Annotated in this window: 16 protein-coding genes; 8 read left to right on the top strand and 8 right to left on the bottom strand. The window is 63.3% G+C overall.

Translation table 11 applies throughout. The features are described 5' to 3' along the window. Positions 1–10 precede the first annotated feature (10 nt). From ispD to ACQ4W6_RS23235, 5 genes are all read left to right on the top strand, one after another. Entirely contained in the window at positions 11–757 is a 747-nt protein-coding gene (gene ispD / locus ACQ4W6_RS23255; protein WP_436569541.1) for a 2-C-methyl-D-erythritol 4-phosphate cytidylyltransferase, read from the top strand. Beyond that, complete coding sequence (gene ispF / locus ACQ4W6_RS23250; RefSeq protein WP_436569540.1) at positions 754–1,254, top strand: 2-C-methyl-D-erythritol 2,4-cyclodiphosphate synthase; 501 nt, start codon at positions 754–756, stop codon at positions 1,252–1,254. Before ispD ends, ispF begins: the two co-directional genes overlap by 4 nt. A 63-nt stretch (positions 1,255–1,317) precedes the next feature. Then, on the top strand, positions 1,318–2,475 hold the full coding sequence (locus ACQ4W6_RS23245; protein WP_436569539.1) for a PQQ-dependent sugar dehydrogenase: 1,158 nt from the start codon (positions 1,318–1,320) through the stop codon (positions 2,473–2,475). Positions 2,476–2,532: 57 nt separating this feature from the next. Beyond that, a complete protein-coding gene (locus ACQ4W6_RS23240; RefSeq protein WP_436569538.1) occupies positions 2,533–2,835 on the top strand; it encodes a hypothetical protein in 303 nt (100 codons plus the stop codon). A 158-nt stretch (positions 2,836–2,993) separates the two neighbouring features. Next, positions 2,994–3,614, top strand: a complete 621-nt coding sequence (locus tag ACQ4W6_RS23235) for a TetR/AcrR family transcriptional regulator (protein WP_436569537.1) — start codon at positions 2,994–2,996, stop codon at positions 3,612–3,614. Positions 3,615–3,623: 9 nt separating this feature from the next. On the opposite strand, the gene ACQ4W6_RS23230 is transcribed toward ACQ4W6_RS23235, so the two are convergent. Beyond that, positions 3,624–3,962, bottom strand: a complete 339-nt coding sequence (locus ACQ4W6_RS23230; protein ID WP_436569536.1) for an MmcQ/YjbR family DNA-binding protein — start codon at positions 3,960–3,962, stop codon at positions 3,624–3,626. 524 nt (positions 3,963–4,486) lie between these two features. Between ACQ4W6_RS23230 and ACQ4W6_RS23225 the strand changes: the two genes are divergently transcribed. Next, a complete protein-coding gene (locus ACQ4W6_RS23225) occupies positions 4,487–5,143 on the top strand; it encodes a CCXG family PEP-CTERM protein (RefSeq protein ID WP_436569535.1) in 657 nt (218 codons plus the stop codon). 93 nt (positions 5,144–5,236) lie between these two features. Here ACQ4W6_RS23225 and ACQ4W6_RS23220 read toward each other — a convergent pair whose 3' ends face one another. The 6 genes from ACQ4W6_RS23220 to ACQ4W6_RS23195 form a co-directional block, all read right to left on the bottom strand. Next, positions 5,237–6,214: an FHA domain-containing protein gene (locus ACQ4W6_RS23220; RefSeq protein WP_436569534.1), complete on the bottom strand. Its 978-nt coding sequence runs from the start codon at positions 6,212–6,214 to the stop codon at positions 5,237–5,239. Continuing rightward, positions 6,211–7,602: a S1 family peptidase gene (locus tag ACQ4W6_RS23215; RefSeq protein WP_436569533.1), complete on the bottom strand. Its 1,392-nt coding sequence runs from the start codon at positions 7,600–7,602 to the stop codon at positions 6,211–6,213. Before ACQ4W6_RS23215 ends, ACQ4W6_RS23220 begins: the two co-directional genes overlap by 4 nt. A 61-nt stretch (positions 7,603–7,663) precedes the next feature. Continuing rightward, positions 7,664–8,317 carry a GTP cyclohydrolase II gene (gene ribA, locus ACQ4W6_RS23210; RefSeq protein WP_436569532.1) on the bottom strand — a complete coding sequence of 218 codons (654 nt, stop codon included), beginning with the start codon at positions 8,315–8,317 and terminating at the stop codon, positions 7,664–7,666. 251 nt (positions 8,318–8,568) lie between these two features. Further along, on the bottom strand, positions 8,569–10,800 hold the full coding sequence (locus ACQ4W6_RS23205; protein ID WP_436569531.1) for a PhoX family protein: 2,232 nt from the start codon (positions 10,798–10,800) through the stop codon (positions 8,569–8,571). Positions 10,801–10,957: 157 nt separating this feature from the next. Beyond that, a complete protein-coding gene (locus tag ACQ4W6_RS23200; protein WP_436569530.1) occupies positions 10,958–11,344 on the bottom strand; it encodes a DoxX family protein in 387 nt (128 codons plus the stop codon). Between the two features lie 34 nt (positions 11,345–11,378). Then, entirely contained in the window at positions 11,379–12,080 is a 702-nt protein-coding gene (locus ACQ4W6_RS23195; RefSeq protein ID WP_436569529.1) for a pirin family protein, read from the bottom strand. 167 nt (positions 12,081–12,247) lie between these two features. Here ACQ4W6_RS23195 and ACQ4W6_RS23190 point away from each other — a divergent pair, with 167 nt between their 5' ends. Beyond that, positions 12,248–13,171 (top strand): LysR family transcriptional regulator, encoded by a 924-nt coding sequence (locus tag ACQ4W6_RS23190; RefSeq protein WP_436569528.1) that lies wholly within the window; start codon positions 12,248–12,250, stop codon positions 13,169–13,171. A gap of 200 nt (positions 13,172–13,371) precedes the next feature. Next, positions 13,372–15,531: a putative bifunctional diguanylate cyclase/phosphodiesterase gene (locus tag ACQ4W6_RS23185; protein ID WP_436569527.1), complete on the top strand. Its 2,160-nt coding sequence runs from the start codon at positions 13,372–13,374 to the stop codon at positions 15,529–15,531. A 25-nt stretch (positions 15,532–15,556) separates the two neighbouring features. Here the strand turns inward: ACQ4W6_RS23185 and ACQ4W6_RS23180 are convergent, their stop codons facing one another. After that, positions 15,557–16,501 (bottom strand): EamA family transporter, encoded by a 945-nt coding sequence (locus ACQ4W6_RS23180; protein WP_436569526.1) that lies wholly within the window; start codon positions 16,499–16,501, stop codon positions 15,557–15,559. Positions 16,502–16,541: the final 40 nt, after the last annotated feature.

Below are 16,541 nucleotides of genomic sequence, written 5' to 3'. Positions count from 1 at the left end.
AAGGAATGGCATGACAGTAGCAGCACCGAACACCGTCCGATACTTTGCGCTGATCCCCGCCGCCGGCGTGGGCGCGCGCATGGAGGCGGGCAGTCCCAAGCAATACTTGCCCATCGCCGGCAAACCCATGCTGCGCCACGCACTCGACGCTTTTATCGCCTGCCCCCTGATCGCGCATACGTATATCGTCGTCAGTCCCGACGATGGCCTGATCGATGGCCTTGTGCCAGATCAAGATGTGACGGTGCTGCGCTGCGGCGGCGCCACGCGCATGGAAACCATTTTGAATGCCCTGCAGGCGCTGCAGGGCAGCATCGCCGCGCACGACCAGGTACTGGTGCACGACGCGGCCCGGCCCGGCCTGACGCCGGCGCTGATCGAAAAACTCATCACCGGGGTGGGCGAGCATCCGGCCGGTGGCTTGCTGGCCTTGCCCGTGGTCGATACCGTCAAACGGGCAGGGCAAGGTGCGGGGTCAGGCAACTTGTCGGCGCAGACGGTGCCGCGCGATGGCCTGTGGCTGGCGCAGACGCCACAAATGTTCAGCTATGCCTTGCTGCTGCGAGCCCTGGCGCAAGCGCCCGATCCGCAAGCCATCACGGACGACGCCAGCGCCGTCGAAGCGCTGGGCCTGGCGCCAAGACTGATCGAGGGCCACCCGCGCAACCTGAAAGTGACCCTGCCGCGCGACATCCACACGGCCGAGCTGTATTTGGCCAATTCTTGGCCCATCCCAGCATTTGAAAGAGACACATGAGCACAAGCACACCCGTACTTCCCTTCCGTATCGGCCAGGGCTATGACTGCCACGCGCTGGTGGAGCACCGCGACCTGATCATCGGCGGCGTGAAAATCCCCCATCACCTGGGCTTGCTGGGTCACTCCGACGCCGACGTGCTGCTGCACGCCATCACGGACGCACTGTTCGGCGCGGCCGCGCTGGGCGACATCGGCCGCCACTTCCCCGACACGGACGCGCAATTCAAGGGCGCCGATTCACGCACGCTGCTGCGCGAAGCCGTGCGCCGCGTGCAAGCTACCGGTTATGTGATCGGCAATATCGACGCCACCATCATCGCCCAGCGCCCGAAGATGGCGCCGCACATCGCCGCCATGTGCGCCAACGTGGCCGAAGACCTGGGTGTATCGGTCGGGCAGGTCAACATCAAGGCCAAGACGAATGAAAAGCTGGGCTACCTGGGCCGCGAGGAAGGCATCGCGGCCGAAGCGGTGGCCTTGCTGCTGCGCGCCTGAGCACTGAGCACTGAGCATTGACCACTGACCATCGTAGCAACCACTGACAGGAGACACCAATTCATGCGACGCCCAATCAGCATCTTGCTTGCTCTGGCATTTTCCACCACGCCATTCGCCCACGCCGAACTGGCCGCGAGCGGCGAGCCGGCTGCCGCAAAACAGGGCTGGCGCGCCGTCACCGTGGCCGAAGGCGTGCGCCAGCCATGGGGCATCGCCTGGCTGGGCGAGGGCCGTGCACTGGTCACCAGCAAGCAGGGCACCTTGCATCTGCTCAATGGCAAGAAATTCGAGGACGTGGCGCTGGAAGGCATGCCCGCCGTCTTTACGGGCGGGCAGGGCGGCTTGCTCGATATCGTGATCCACCCGCAAGATGCGGGCAAGGCGACGCCGCGCGTGTACATGACGGTCTCTACAGGCAACAATGACGCCAACCGCACGACCCTGGTGCGCGGCGTGTTCGACGGCAAGAAGGTGACGGGCATCCAGACCCTGTTCAAGGTATCGACCGACAAGAGCGGCGGCCAGCATTTCGGTTCGCGCCTGCTGTGGCTGCCGGACGGCACTTTGCTGATGAGCGTGGCCGATGGCGGCAATCCGCCGCTGCGCATCGGTGACCGCCTGGCGCGCGAGCAGGCGCAAAACCTGGCCACGCATCAGGGTTCCATCCTGCGCCTGTCGGACGAGGGCAAGCCTGCGCCCGGCAATCCTTTGGCCGCCAGGGGCGCCTTGCCGGAAATCTGGTCGATGGGCCACCGCAACGTGCAGGGCCTGGCGCTCGACCCTGTTTCCGGCCGCGTGTGGGCCACGGAGCACGGCCCGTATGGGGGCGACGAACTGAACCTGGTGGTGGCGGGCGGCAACTATGGCTGGCCGCTGCAAAGTTATGGCGCCGACTACAAGACGCATGAACCCGTCGGCAGGCACGAGGTGGCCGGCATGCTCAATCCAAGCGTGGCCTGGGTGCCATCGCCGGCGCCGTCGGGGCTGGCCGTCTACACTGGCGACAAGATTGCCGCCTGGCGCGGCAGCGTTTTCAGCGGCGGCCTGGCGGCCAAGGACATCCGCCGCGTCGCCGTCGATGCAAATGGCAAGGTGACAGGGCAGGATCGGCTGGCCATCGGTGCGCGCGTGCGCGACGTGCGCCAGGGGCCGGATGGCTACCTGTATGCGCTGACCGATGAAGAGAATGGGCGCTTGCTGCGCATCGTGGCGCAGTAGCACGCCGGGCGCCATCTTCGCTTAAGATGGCGCCTTTGCTCAGAAAGAGGTGGCGGCATGACTCGTGACACTTATGCATACCGGCATGTCGCCGTTGAATCGCGCGCGATTAATGGCCGTGTAGAAATGCGCCCCGTGCCGGGCCAGGCGTTTTCGCCCGAGCTGGCCGTGCAGTGTTCGCGCCGCCTGGTCGACGTGCAGCGCTATCGCTTGGGCAGCCGCTTTTTGCTGTTCGCCAAGCTGACGGACCGCCTGGGCGGTACGCCATTCTTGTATGCGTATCACGCCGATGCGGACGTGCCGATGACGCCGGCCGAGGTGAAGAAATTCCTGGGCGAATTTCGCCGCGGCCGCATCTGAACGTTTTTTGATGTAAGAGGTTCGGCGCGATCAGCAGGGGGCCAGCAAGGCCGTCAGGGGCATGATGGCATTCCTGAAAGACTGGGCCAGTGTTTTTAACCGGTCCGTATACAATTGCTGCAGGCAGATATCGTTGTCAATCATTTTTACCGGTCGGCATGAAACAAGAAAAAACAGCTGAGACAGGCAAGGCAAAAACGGGCCGGCCGCGCACTTTTGATGCGGACGAGGCGCTCGATTGCGCCATGAAGGTGTTCTGGGAAAAGGGCTATGAAGGCAGTTCCCTGCCCGAGCTGACGAAAGCCATGGGCATGAACCGGCCCAGCCTGTATGCCGTCTTCGGCAACAAGGAGCAATTATTCCACAAGGCGCTGGAGCGCTACAGTGACACGCGCATGTGCTTTTTCGATGCGGCGCTGGAGCAGCCGACGGCGCGCCAGGTGGTCGAAGCGTTGCTGACGCAATATGTCGATGCGCAAACCATGCCCGACGGCCCGCACGGCTGCATGGGCGTGAATGCGGCGCTGGCCTGCAGCGACGATGCCTTGCCGATCCGCGATGAATTGTTTGCGCGCCGCCTGCGCGGCGAGATCAAGCTGCGCGACCGGCTGCGCCGCGCCAGGGACGAGGGCGATTTGCCGCCCGATTCCTGCCCCGAGCAGCAGGCGCGCTTTGTCGTGACCTTATCGCAGGGCATGGCGATACAGGCCGCCGCTGGCGTGTCGCGAGAGCAGTTGCAGCAAATGGTGGCGCTGCTGCTGCGCAACTGGCCGTTGTAGCGTCGCGTTTTACCCTGCCTGGTCGATGCTCTTGGCCAGGTCGCTGGGCGCCTTGCGCCGCCACGCGGCCGTCAGGGTGGCGGCCAGCATGTCCAGTTCGGCGTCCGCCAGGCGCACCGTGATGCCCGCCAGGCGCTCGCCCCACCAGAGTTTCTCGCAGCAGGTGGGCGTGATGACGGTGGCGATATGCGCCGCTTCCGCATCGAGCAGCACGTTGATGTGCTCGTCGTCGGGCAGGGTGGCAAAGATCTTCCCGCCCACGCGGAACGCCGGACGGTCGTGGTGTTCTTCCTCTGTGGCGTCGGGAAACGACAGTGCCAGATAGCGTAGTTCTTCCAGGTCGACCATTTCCTCTTACCTCCTCATCGGATAGATAGTAGCGTAACTGCATTTTGCCATGCTGTTTCGCCCCGTGGTGTAGCCGTGCGCGAAAAGAAATACGCAAGATGCGACAGTGGCGGCGCCGTTTGTGGTGCTTGCGCGACACCTTCCAGGCTACCGCCAGTGCCGCAGCGCCCGCGCCGCAGGGCTGTGGCGGGGGTTTTCTCTCGTTAGGCATATTATTGCCAGAAAAATATCTTTGATGATAAAAAATAATTTCTTGCGGGGAAATTAAGCTAAAATAGCTTCAACGTTTTGCCTGACCCGTCAATTGTCTGGTTTTGTCCCGGGAACCCGAACCCTTTCCAGGATGCTTGCAGTGCCGCCATGGCGCGCTGCAAGTCCGCGATGTTGCGCGGAAAGCCATCCCCGACCGCTCATCCTTGCAATTTCCTAGCGCTTCGCCTACACGCCTCAATGCAGCGTGTATTGAGCTCAAGCGCCCGCACGCCTGTTGCGCCTACTGAATACTTATTGGACTCGATACCATCATGAAAAACTTGCCTAAAATCGCCCTGTCGCTGATCGCTGCCGGTGTGTTTGCCCACGCGAACGCCAGCACCATCACCCTCTCCACCGGCTACTCGAACGCAGGCGCGCAAACGTCTGCCGCCGCCTACCAGACGGTGGTAAATGCCGCCGTGGCCACGCCGGGCGCCGGCTATGGCTCGACGAGCATCGCCAGCTATAACAACGTCGACAATAGCAGCCTGTTCGGCAGCGGCACGAACATCGCCTTCAAGTCGGTAATCAATTTTGGTGTCAGCGCGGCCGATGCGGGCGCCTGGAGCTTCCGCAGCGGCGTTGATTTCGGCAAGGGCGGCGCCCTGTTCCTCGACGGCGTGGCGCTGGACTTCAAGAGCAGCGACCTGTGGTGGGCTGGCAACTACAATAGCAGCAGCCAGTTCCTCGGCGGTTCGAGCACCTTGTCGGCCGGCAATCATACCCTGAGCATCTTCGGCCTGGAAGGCTGCTGCGACGGCGGCCAGCAAGTGCAGTTCAAGGCGGGCAACAGCAATTTCACCAGCTTTGCCAGCACCGATGGCCTGGTGTCGGCCGTGCCGGAACCGTCGACTTATGCCATGCTGCTGATCGGTCTGGGCCTGCTGGGCCTCACCGCACGGCGCAAGCAGGACGTCAAGTTCTGATTTGATTGACGACGTCTCCGCGCCTGAAGGCGCAGGCTAAAAAGCCCGCCGGTCTGCAAGGACACGGCGGGCTTTTCACGTCAGGCGCTTTGCCTACTCGTCGCTGTCGTCGGCGGCGTCCCCTTTGGCAGCCTTGCCGCGCTCGGCATCGACGCCACGTTGCAGGGCGGCCGCCTCGCGCAAGAAGGCGTCCGTCGTGTGGTTCGGGCTCAAACGCAGTGCCGGCGGGTAGATCACCGACATATACGGTTCGTCAGCCAGGCGGCCACTGATCTGCAAGTTGCTCAGCAAAATCAAGGTCGAGCCGATGATGGCCAGCAGCATGGCAACGAGGGCGAAGCGGCGCGGATGCTGCGGCTTGATCGTGCACAAATGGTAGTAGATCATGCAGCCTACAATGACGATGAACATATGCCGTCCGTAGCGCGTCAGCACTTCCAGCGATAGTGCATACGCCAGCACATTGCTGCCCAGTTCCCATGCTTCCATGGCCAGCAAGCCGCAGCCGATGATGAACACATGGCGGCCGAAGCGCGCCGTGTGGCCGAACAGGCGGTTCGCCACGGCCCAGATCGACGCCCACACGAGGCCGCCGCCGAGCGCATACGCGATGAGGATCAGGTAGGAAATGGGCTCGAACGCTTCCGCGTCACCCAGCCAGTTGCTGAAGGCGGCCGAGATGCCGATCATGGCCAGGCCAGCGGTGGCAGGGCGCAAGCCTTCCCAGTTGTGCATGGTCGTGTCGCTCAGTTCGGGCGCCACCGGATGGTCGCTGGCACGCACGCGCAAGCGCGTGTGGCCCAGGCGCACGATGCTGTTGCCGCTTAATGCCACTTGCGCCTGGCGCTGGCCGGCGTGGATCACGCCGTTATGGCTGCCCAGGTCGCGCAGCAGCAGGCCGCCTGCGCCGTCGTCCTCGACGATGGCGTGCGCTGCGGCCGTGTGCGCGTCGTCGAGGATGAAGTCGTTGTCGTAGCCGCGGCCGATGCGGATCGGCAAGGCAGCGATGCGCTGGCGCTGCTGCACTTCGCCATTCTCGGTCACGATTTCAATGTAATAGGGCGCTTTCATGGCTTTTTGGCACTTTCCCGCGACAGCGCTTCGAGGAAGGTGCGGCTCACGCGCATGCCGTTGGCGTAGGACACGCCGCGCGCATCGATGCGGCTTTGCAGGTTCATCAGTGGTTCATCGGTGCTGGCGGCCAGCAGGGCAAAATCGTACAGGCCGGTAAATTTGCGGTAGGCGCGCACGCACATGACGGCGCGCAGGGGCAGGCTCTTGTTCTTGACGAACTGTTCGATGCAATGGGGGCCCGTCAGGTTGGTGCTCTTGTAGCTGCCGAAGCTTTCATTCTTGAACGAGGCGCTGGCCAGCTCGGAAAAGCGCAGGGCGCCCAGTTCGCTGCTGCGCAGGAACTCGTGGCGCATCGACACTTGCCCCGTCTGCAGGGCGCCGGAAATGAAGATGGCGGACTCCATGGCGCAACTGGTGTTGTCGATCGTGTAGGGCTTGTCGGACTTCACGTTGGAGCGGCCCCAGCAGCGCATCTGGTCCGATTCGCGCACGGGCACGCGGTATGGGCCCATGGCTTTCAGGCTCAGGGGCGAGTCCAGCAGGCGCGCCAGCATCACTTCCTGGTGCGCCAGCAGCTGCGCCGTCACCAGCGGCTTGAAGTCCTTCGGTGGCTTGCCCTGCGTGCCTACCTTGTCCAGCAATTGCTGGGCGTAGCGGGCCGGCACGAGAAAGCTGACCAGCTCGCCATCGAGGCGTTTCGAGACATTGATGCCGGCTACGTCGCCGCTGGCCGTCACACTGGGGCCGCCGCTCATGCCGGCATTGATCGGCCCCGTAAACATCAGTTGATCGTAAAAACTGCGCGTGACGACGCCGTTGTACGAACCTTCCGAGATGGCGAAGCCGAGGTCCAGCGGATTGCCCATCGAATACAGGTATTGCCCTTGCGTCAGGGGCGCCAATTGCTCCGGCATCTTGAAAAAGCCCGTGCCGTGGCGGTTCACGCGCAGCACGGCCAGGTCGTGCAGCACGTCGACGGCCAGCAATTCCACATTGCCGCGCTGGCCGCTGGTGTCGACCCATTCGCCCACATAGGTATCCGGGTCGAGCGCGAATTGCGACACCACATGATAGTTGCTGACCACCAGGTCGCCCGTGCCGATCAGGAAGCCCGAGCCCACGGACGACTGCGTGCGGCCGTTTTTCAGCAGCACGCGCACTTGCAGGATGTCGGCGCGCGCCGCCGTGTACAGCTTTTGCGCGGCCGAGGACGGCGGCGGCAGGGCCGCATGCTCGGTAGCGGCGGGCGCGGCGGTGGCCTGCGGCGGCTTGGCGGGGGGCGTCGATGAAGGGGAGGCTGCGGCGGTGGATGCGACCGGGGCCGCGTGTGCGCCTGCGGCAGCGCACAGGCTGGCCAGCAAGAAGGCGAAGTTAGATAATTTCATGCATCCTTTGTGCTTGAGCAGGAGCGCAGCTGGCGCGGGCCGCCGTGGCAGCCCGGGGAGATTACAGGGCGCCGTCTTCCAGCGCCGGCGCCGTGTCCGGCGTCATCATATGGCCCAGCTTGCTTTGCTTGGTATTCAGGTAGTGCTGGTTGAAGGCGTTGCGGTTGACCAGCAGCGGCACCCGTTCGGCCACCGGGATGCCCAGCGCTTCCATGGCCGCGATCTTGCGCGGATTGTTGGTCATCAAGCGCAGGCTTTGCACGCCGAATTGCGCAAACATGGGCTTGCACAGCGTGTAGTTGCGCGCGTCGGCCTTGAAGCCCAGCTGCTCGTTCGCCTGCACCGTGTCGGCGCCCGCTTCCTGCAGGCGGTAGGCGCGGATCTTGTTGATCAGGCCGATGCCGCGTCCTTCCTGGCGCAAGTACAGCAAGATGCCGCGGCCTTCCTCGGCGATGCGCTTCAGGGCGCCTTCGAGCTGGGCACCGCAGTCGCAGCGCTGCGAAAACAGCACGTCGCCCGTCAGGCACTCGGAATGCACGCGCGCCAGCACCGCTTCGCCGTTGCCAATATCGCCCAGCACCATGGCCAGGTGTTCCTTGCCCGTGGCGTGTTCGACAAAGGCGTGCAAGGTGAACTGGGCCCACGGCGTCGGCAGAGCGCAGGAAGTCGTGTAATCCAATTCGCCTGTCGCCAGGATGTCTGCGCCGCTTTGCATGGTTGTGCTCATATAAGTAATTATCAAAAATAAAAGGCGCGCGACACCACTCCGGTGCCGGCGCGCCTTGCCATCATACCAAAAACCAGGGAAACGTTTTCCCTGGTTGCCATTCGGTCGTTGCAATGTCTGGTGATAAGTCTTACTTAGGGACACTTCCTCCTTTTACAAGGTGAATTGCTGGCTTTATCTGCCGAATGCCGCCGCCAGTGCGCGCAAGGCACAATGGCGGCGTCGACAGCTACGGGTCATCAGCTGCCGATGCGTCCGCCGTCGTTCTTGGTGATCACGATGGTGGCCGAGCGGGGACGCTTGCCGGCGCCATAACCGGTGTTGGCCGGCCACTGGCTCGTGTATTTGGACGGGTCGCCGATATTGGCTAGCGCGGTGTTTTCGCCCGGATGCTGGATGTTGATGAACATGGTCTTGCCATCGGGCGTTTCGCTGATGCCCGTGATTTCCGAGCCGACCGGTCCCACCAGGAAGCGCTTGAGCGTGTCGGCGGTGGGTTTCTTGCCGATGAAGGTGTCGACCGCCAGGTTGCCGCCGGCCGCCGTGGCGTAGTTCAGGGTGGACTTGGCGCCGTCGCCGACCTTGCCGGGGATGGCCGCTAGCATCATGCAGTTGGTCACATCCGTGTACGCGCCATCGTCGGTCTGGATCCAGCAGATGCCCGTGTAGGGGCTGAAGGCCAGGCCGTCCGGGCTCGAGAAATCCTGGTCGGCCGTCAGGTTCGACAGGTTGATCTTGCTGGCGTCGGCGCCGCTCTCGGCGCCAAACAGGTAGACATCCCAGGTAAAACTGGTGGCCGCGGCCGCGCCTGTGCCTTCCTTGAAGCGGATGATGTGGCCGTTCGGATTGCCGTTCTGCGCGCTGCTGCCTTTCATGTCCGTGTAGGCGCGCGGATTGGCGCTGTCCGGCGCCAGCTGCGACGAGCCGCTCGGATTGACGGTGCGGTTCGAGTTATTGGTCAGCGTGTAGTAGATCTCGCCATTGGCCGGGTTGACCGAGCACCATTCCGGACGGTCCATCTTCGTCGCGCCCACGGCGTCGGCCGCCAGGCGGGCATTGACCAGCACATCGGCCAGGTCGGCGAACTTGTAGGCGCTGTAAGCCTGGATCAGCGCGTTCGACATGGCCAGCTCGATCCACTGGCCCGTGCCGTCGGCGGCCAGCTTGGCCACGTACAGCTTGCCCGAATCGAGGTATTTGTCGCCGGTGGCCATGCGGTCGGCCGGGTTGGCGTCCGCGGCGGCCCAGACGGCGGTCGTGACGAACTTGTAGATGTATTCGTTGCGCGAATCGTCGCCCATGTAGACGGCCAGCTGCTGGCCCACGGTCGGTACGCTGAAGGCGGCGCTTTCGTGCGCGTAGCGGCCCAGCGCCGTGCGCTTGCTGATGGCGCGGGTCTTGTCGTACGGGTCCATCTCGACGATGTAGCCCATGCCATTCAATTCATTGCGGTAGTCGTCGCTGCCGTTGTTTGATGCGCCAATCTTGCTCAGGTTCCAGCGTGCGTACTTGTCGTCGCTGCCGCCCGTTTCCCAGCCGTGGCGCGAGGCGCCGCCCTGGCTGCGGCCATAGCGGTTCAGCGAAGCCACGGACTTGTCGCCGCGCGCCGCATTGTCGGTGGCCGAGCGGGTGAAGTAGCCGGCCCAGTTTTCTTCGCCGGAGAGGTAGCTGCCCCATGGTGATTTGCCCGTGCCGCAGTTGTTGATGGTGCCGCGCGTCTTGGTGCCGGTTGGCGAATACTTGGTCACCACGAGGGCGTTGCCGCGTACTGGGCCCGCAATCTCGATGTCCGTCAGCGGCGTGACGCGGCGGTTGAAAACGGAATTGTTGACGGTGGCCCAGGCGCTGCCCGTCTTTTTGACTTCAACCACGCTCAGGCCGTGGACGGCCACTTCCTTGTCGACTTCGGCGGCGGGGCGTGGCAGCGAGGTGGTGCCGCCATTCACGTGCAGGAAGTGCGAGGACAGTTTTTCGTCGGTGGTCGCTTCGTGGTTCATCGCCAGCAAGCCCCGTTCGGCGCCGGACGCCAGCGGCGCGCCGGCGGCGGATAGACCGTAGTATTCCATGCCGTCGTGGTGGTCGCCGGCGCGGTTATCGAAATCGGTATCGCTGCCGTCGTTCTTGTAGGCTGGCGTGGCTGCGCGCAGCGAGTCGCCCAGCGCATACAGGGCGGTGGCCGTGTAGCCGGCCGGCACCGACACGACGTCGGCCAGGCTTTTCGGCACGGCGGTGAAGGCCAGCAGTTTTTCGGGTGTCGGCGTGACGGCGGCCGCATCGCTGCCGCCGCCGCAAGCGGACAGGCCCATCGAACCCATGACGGCGGTAGCGGCCGTGACGGCGCTGCCGCGCAGCCAGTTGCGGCGGCTTAGGCGGGCGTTCAGGATGCTGTTGAAATGGTTGTCTTGGGACGCGTTGCTATCAATGTCGTTCAGATCGGTGGCGCTGATGGCCAGATCGTTGAGCTTGTTCATGGGCTGCGATGTCCTGTGGTTGCGTGATCAAATGGCAACCGCATGATAGTCAGTGTATGTGACCGCGCGATGTCAGCTTGATGACAAAACGGTGATAGGCTGCCGACCGGGCGGACCGCGTGCGTAACGGGCCCGTTCGCTCAGGCAGCCCTCGGCCTTATTTGACCTTGCGAAAACCGCGCTCGACCAGCAACAGCATGCCGCCGAAGATGGACAGGTTCTTCAGGAAGTTGGTCAGCTGGTTCTGGAACTGGGCCGCATCGGCGCTCCAGAAGGCGTGGAAGACGACGCTGGTGGGGATCAAAAACAGCGCCAGTGCCAGCGCCGCCCAGCGCGCCTGCCAGCCTGTAATCAAGAGCAAGCCGCCGCCCACTTCCAGCGCGATGACGCCCACCAGCAAGATGTTCGCCAGCGGCAAGCCCATGCTGGACATGTAGCCGGCCACGCCGGCAAAGCCACTGATCTTCAGCAAGCCCGAGACAAAGAACAGCACGCCAAGGGCGGCGCGGCCGATGGGCAGCAGCAGGGTAGTTTTGTTTTCCATGATTATTTCCTTTTCTTTATATTGATCAATTAAATTATTTAGGCAGGTCGAACAGCAGGAACTCGGCGTCTTCCGCCTGCGTTAACGTCACGGCCGCCTCGTGCGTCAGCTTCAGCGCATCGCCTGTTTTCAGCGGCACGCCGTTGACTACCAGGCTGCCGCGGATCAGGTGCACATAAGCGCTGCGGCCTTCGCTCAGCACATGTTCGATCTGCTCGCCTTCCTGCATGATGCTGGCGTAGATGGCCGCGTCCTGGTGGATCAGCACGGAACCCTGGCGGCCGTCACCGGAGGCGATCAGGCGCAATTTGCCGCGTTTGCTGTCCGGCGTGAAGTGCTTCTCTTCATAGCTGGGGGCAATGCCCGTCACGTTTGGCTGGATCCAGATCTGCAGGAAATGCAGGCCGTCCGTGGCGGAATGGTTGAACTCGCTATGGCGCACGCCGTTGCCGGCGCTCATGCGCTGCACATCGCCGTAGTGCAGGACGGAACCGGTACCCATGCTGTCCTTGTGTTCGAGCGCGCCGTCGAGCACATACGAGATGATCTCCATGTCGCGGTGGCCGTGCGTGCCAAAACCCTGGCCCGGCGTGACGCGGTCTTCATTGATCACCAGCAAGGGACCAAAGCCCATGTGATTGGCATCGTGGTAGCTGCCGAAGGAAAAGCTGTGGTGGGAATTGAGCCAGCCGTGGTTGGCGGCGCCGCGTTCTTCGCTATGACGAATCTGTAACATGGTGGACTCCATTTCGATGAGGTGAATGTGCGATAATTTCGAAGGGCCGTTGCCTGGCAGTTGCCGTGGCGCCTGTTCTGCCCTTCGCTGTACGATGAAGAAAGTATAGGCCGGCCAGGGAAGAAAGAAAAACGGAAAATCTTGCGACCTATGATCGAAAAAATCGAATGTTAAGACTGAGCCTGGAAGCCTTGCAAATTGTCGACGCCATCGACCGCCGCGGATCTTTTTCATCGGCCGGCAAGGAGTTGCATAAAGTACCGTCGACCATTTCCTATACGGTGGCCAAGCTGGAAGACGACCTGGGCGTGCAGGTGTTCCTGCGCAACGGCCCGAAAGTCATGCTGACGGCGGCGGGGCAGGAATTGCTGAAAGAGGGCCGCTATTTGCTGAAGGCGGCGCAAGACCTCGAGCACCGCGTGCGCCGCGTGGCATCGGGTTGGGAAACGGAACTGGCGATTGGCCTCGATTCCATGTTTTCCGCCGTGGCCCTGGCTGACGACGTGCGCGCGTTTTATGACGTGGCGCAACAGACGCGCTTGCGCCTGGCGCAAGATGCCTTGTCGGGCACCTGGGAAGCGCTGCTGGAACGCCGGGTCGACTTGCTGGTGGGCGCGCCTGGCGACGGGCCGGCAGGTGGCGGTTATATTTCGCAGCCGATCGGCGTGCTCGACTTTGTCTTTGCCGTGGCGCCCACGCATGCGCTGGCGCAGCTGCCCGGACCGTTGTCGCGTGGCGACCTGCAGCAGCACCGCGCCGTGGTGGTGGCCGATTCGGCGCGCCAGATGGCGCCGCGCACGGTGGGTTTGCTGCTGGGACAAGATGCTTTGAGCGTACCGAACATGCAGGTCAAGTTCGATTACCAAGTACTGGGACTGGGCTTTGGCTTCCTGCCGGGGCCGTGTGCGCGCGCCGCCATCGCCCGCGGCCTGCTGGTGGAAAAGGCCGTGGAAGAGCCGAAACCGGCGGAAACGTTCTACCTGGCATGGCGCGTGGGCGAGGATGGCGCCGCATTGCGCTGGTGGCTGGCGCGCATGCGCGATGCGCAAGTGTTTGCCCGTCTGGCCGAGCATCTGCCGGGCCGCGCCTGAAGGGAGAGTGCAGGGCCTTGTGTCATTCTGTCATGCTTGCAAAATGTTGACATACGTCAACATTTTTAAGTTACCATATTCATAGTATATCGATCGTATTTCTGGCCCGACCTCCCTGCCCCGTAGTGGGATTTTGATGATTACACAGACCGCAGCGCCCCTGATTTGTTCCCCTGAATTGCCTCCTGCGCGGAGTTGCCGTGCTTGAGGCGAAAATCGCGCTGTGCCTGCGCTTAGCCGAGGAAGCCCGTGCGCAGGCGGGGCCGCAGCAGGTCGCTACCCTGGCGCGCCTGCAAGAGGAGCTGGAGCGGCTGCGCGGCGCCAGCCGGCCCGTGGTGCGCGTGGCGCCAGCGGACGCCTTGCTGGAAATCGATGCCGATGGTTTCCTGATTGGCTGGAACCATGGCGCCGAACAGATGTTCGGCTATGCCGAACTGGAAGCGCTGGGCCAGCACATCCTGTTCTTGTACCCGGAAGACGACGCGGAAGCGAGCGTGCTGGAACTGCATGCCGGCCCCGGCGACGTGGCCACCGATGTGCGCCGGCGCAAGAAGTCGGGCATGGTGACGTGGCTGCGCATGCACCGCCACGTGATCCACGACAAGGCGGGCAAGGCTTGCGGCATGGCCGTGCGCCTGTCTGCCATGAGCGAACCGCTGTCCGACGTGGACAAGGTAAAGTTGCACGCACGCATCATCGAAGACAGTGAGCAGGCTGTCCTGATCACGGATGCGGAAGAGCGCATCGTCTCGGTCAACAGTTCGTTTTCCCGCATCACCGGTTATTCGCCTGCCGAGGCCATCGGCCGCACGCCGGACCTGCTGCGCTCGGGCGTGCACGACCCTGATTTTCGCGCCAAGGTGCGCGCCGCCATGCGCGGCCACGGTTCCTGGCGCGGCGAAATCATCGGCAGGCGCAAGAATGGCGAACTGTTCCCGCAAGACGTCACCATCAGCGTCGTGCGTGACGAATTTGGCGAGATCAGCCATGTGTTTTCCCTGTTTTCCGACATCAGCGTGCACAAGGATGCCGAGGCGCGTATGCAGCGCATGGCCAACTACGACAGCCTGACGGGCTTGCCCAACCGCTGCCTGCTGAACCAGCTGGTGGACCAGGGCCTGGCCGAAGCGAAGCGGCAGGACACGCATGGCGCCTTGATGGTCATCGACATCAGCCGCATCGGTTCCATCAGCGATACCCTGGGGCACGAAGTGGGCGACCAGCTGGTAATCGCCATCGGCCAGCTGTTCCGTGGCGCCCTGCGCGACGCCGACATCCTGGCGCGTGTCGACAATAGCAAATTCGTCGTCGCCCTGTTGCATATCGAAAAGCGCGAACATGCGGCAAATGTGGCGCAAAAACTCCTCCATCTGCTCGAGGCGCCGATCAATATCGACACCCACGCGCTGCACGTGGGCGCCAGCATCGGCATCACCGTGTATCCGGAAGACGGTTTGGAAGCGCCGGCCCTGTTCCGCTTTGCCGACGTGGCCGTGGCCAAGGCGGCGCAGACGATCGAATCGACTTTTTTGTTTTACCGCGAAGACATGAACCAGCGCGCCAAGGAGCATTTGCGCCTGGAAAGCGAAATGCGCTTGGCGCTGGGCGACAAGGAGCTGGAGCTGCATTACCAGCCGAAAGTGAGCCTGGCCAGCGGGCGCATCGTGGGCGCGGAAGCCTTGCTGCGCTGGAAGCATCCGATGCGCGGCATGGTCTCGCCCGGCGTCTTCATTCCCGTTGCCGAGGAAACCAGTTTGATCCTGGAGCTGGGCACCTGGGTGCTGGACGAGGCGTGCCGCCAGATCCGCAGCTGGGAAGACCGGGGCCTGCAGATGCCGGCCATCGCCGTCAACTTGTCGGCGCGCCAGTTCGATGAACAGTTGCCGGCGCGCATAGCGGCCGTGCTGGCGCGCTATGGTGTGCGGCCCGAGCAGATCATGCTGGAAATCACGGAAAGCCTGTTGATGCGCGGCGCCGACAAGGTGATCGACATCATGAACCAGCTGGTGGCCATGGGCCTGGCGCTGGCGCTCGACGATTTCGGCACCGGCTATTCCAGCCTGGCGTATTTAAAGAAATTCCCCATCACTACCCTGAAAATCGACCGCTCGTTCGTCATCGGCTTGCCGTTCGAGGAAAACGATTGCGCCATCGCCCGCGCCATCGTCACCATGGCGCAGCAACTGCGCCAGGAAATCGTCGCCGAAGGCGTGGAAACGGCCGAGCAGATGCGTTTCTTGCGCGAACTCGGCTGCGACCAGCTGCAAGGCTATCTGTTCAGCCCGGCCGTGCCGGCGGCCGAGTTCGAGCTGATGCTGGGCGAGGGCAAGCGCTTATTGCTGGAAGAGTCGGTTTGCTAGCCAGCCGGGGGCAAACCCGAAGGGACTAGCCCCGCTGGGAAAGTTTCACCTTTTCCAGCAAATAATCGAGCATCACGCGCACGCGGGCCGGCATGCTGCCCACGGCCGAGCCCTTCATCCGCTGCGCCATATACGCGCTGCCCATCGAGGCCGCCATGATCATGGCGATGGCCAGCCATTGCGCCGCATCCAGGCGTTCATCGAGCAGGATGTAGGCCAGCATGGCGGCCACGGCCGGCTCCATGCTGCTCATGATGCCGAACGCCTGCGGCGTCAAACGTTTCAGGGCCACCATTTCCAGCGAGATGGGAATGGCGCTGGAAATGAGCGCCACGCCCAGGCCGACGGCCAGGACAGTGGGCGAGAGCAAGCCGGCGCCCGCATGCGCCACGCCCACGGGCACTACCACCAGCGCGGCCATGGCCAGCCCCAAAGACACGGAATGGCCCGCATGCAAATGGCTGGCGCGCTTGCCGAAGACGATATACGTGGCCCAGCACACGGCGGCCGCTAGCGCGAACAGCACGCCGGCCGGATCCAGATTGCTGACGTCGTGCCCCAGCGGCAGCAGCAGCGCCAGTCCCGCCACGGCCAGGATCACCCAGACGAAGTCGAGCGGACGGCGCGACGCCAGCAGCGCCACGGCCAGCGGGCCGGAAAACTCGATCGCCACGGCGATGCCGAATGGAATCGTGCGCAGGGCCATGTAAAAACTCAGGTTGGTCAAGCCCAGGGCCGCGCCATACAGGGCCACCGCGCGCACGTCAGCGCGGCTCAGCTGCCAGCGCCAGGGGCGCCAGAACAGCAGCAGCAAGAGGGCTGAAAAGCCCACGCGCACGGCCGTCGTGCCCTGTGCGCCCACCAGCGGGAACAGGCTGTGCTTGGCCCACGAGGTGCCCAGTCCCAGGCAGGTGACGGAGCCGAGGATGGCCAGCAAGGGAATAAACGAGGAATAGCGGTGCAATGACATGGTGAGGGTTTGAAAGGGCTTGATATCGGAATCATGAAAG

Origin of the sequence: Janthinobacterium woesei, from assembly GCF_051380875.1 — a bacterium.
GTDB lineage: Bacteria > Pseudomonadota > Gammaproteobacteria > Burkholderiales > Burkholderiaceae_D > Janthinobacterium.
This window is presented reverse-complemented; position numbering and strand designations above follow the sequence as displayed.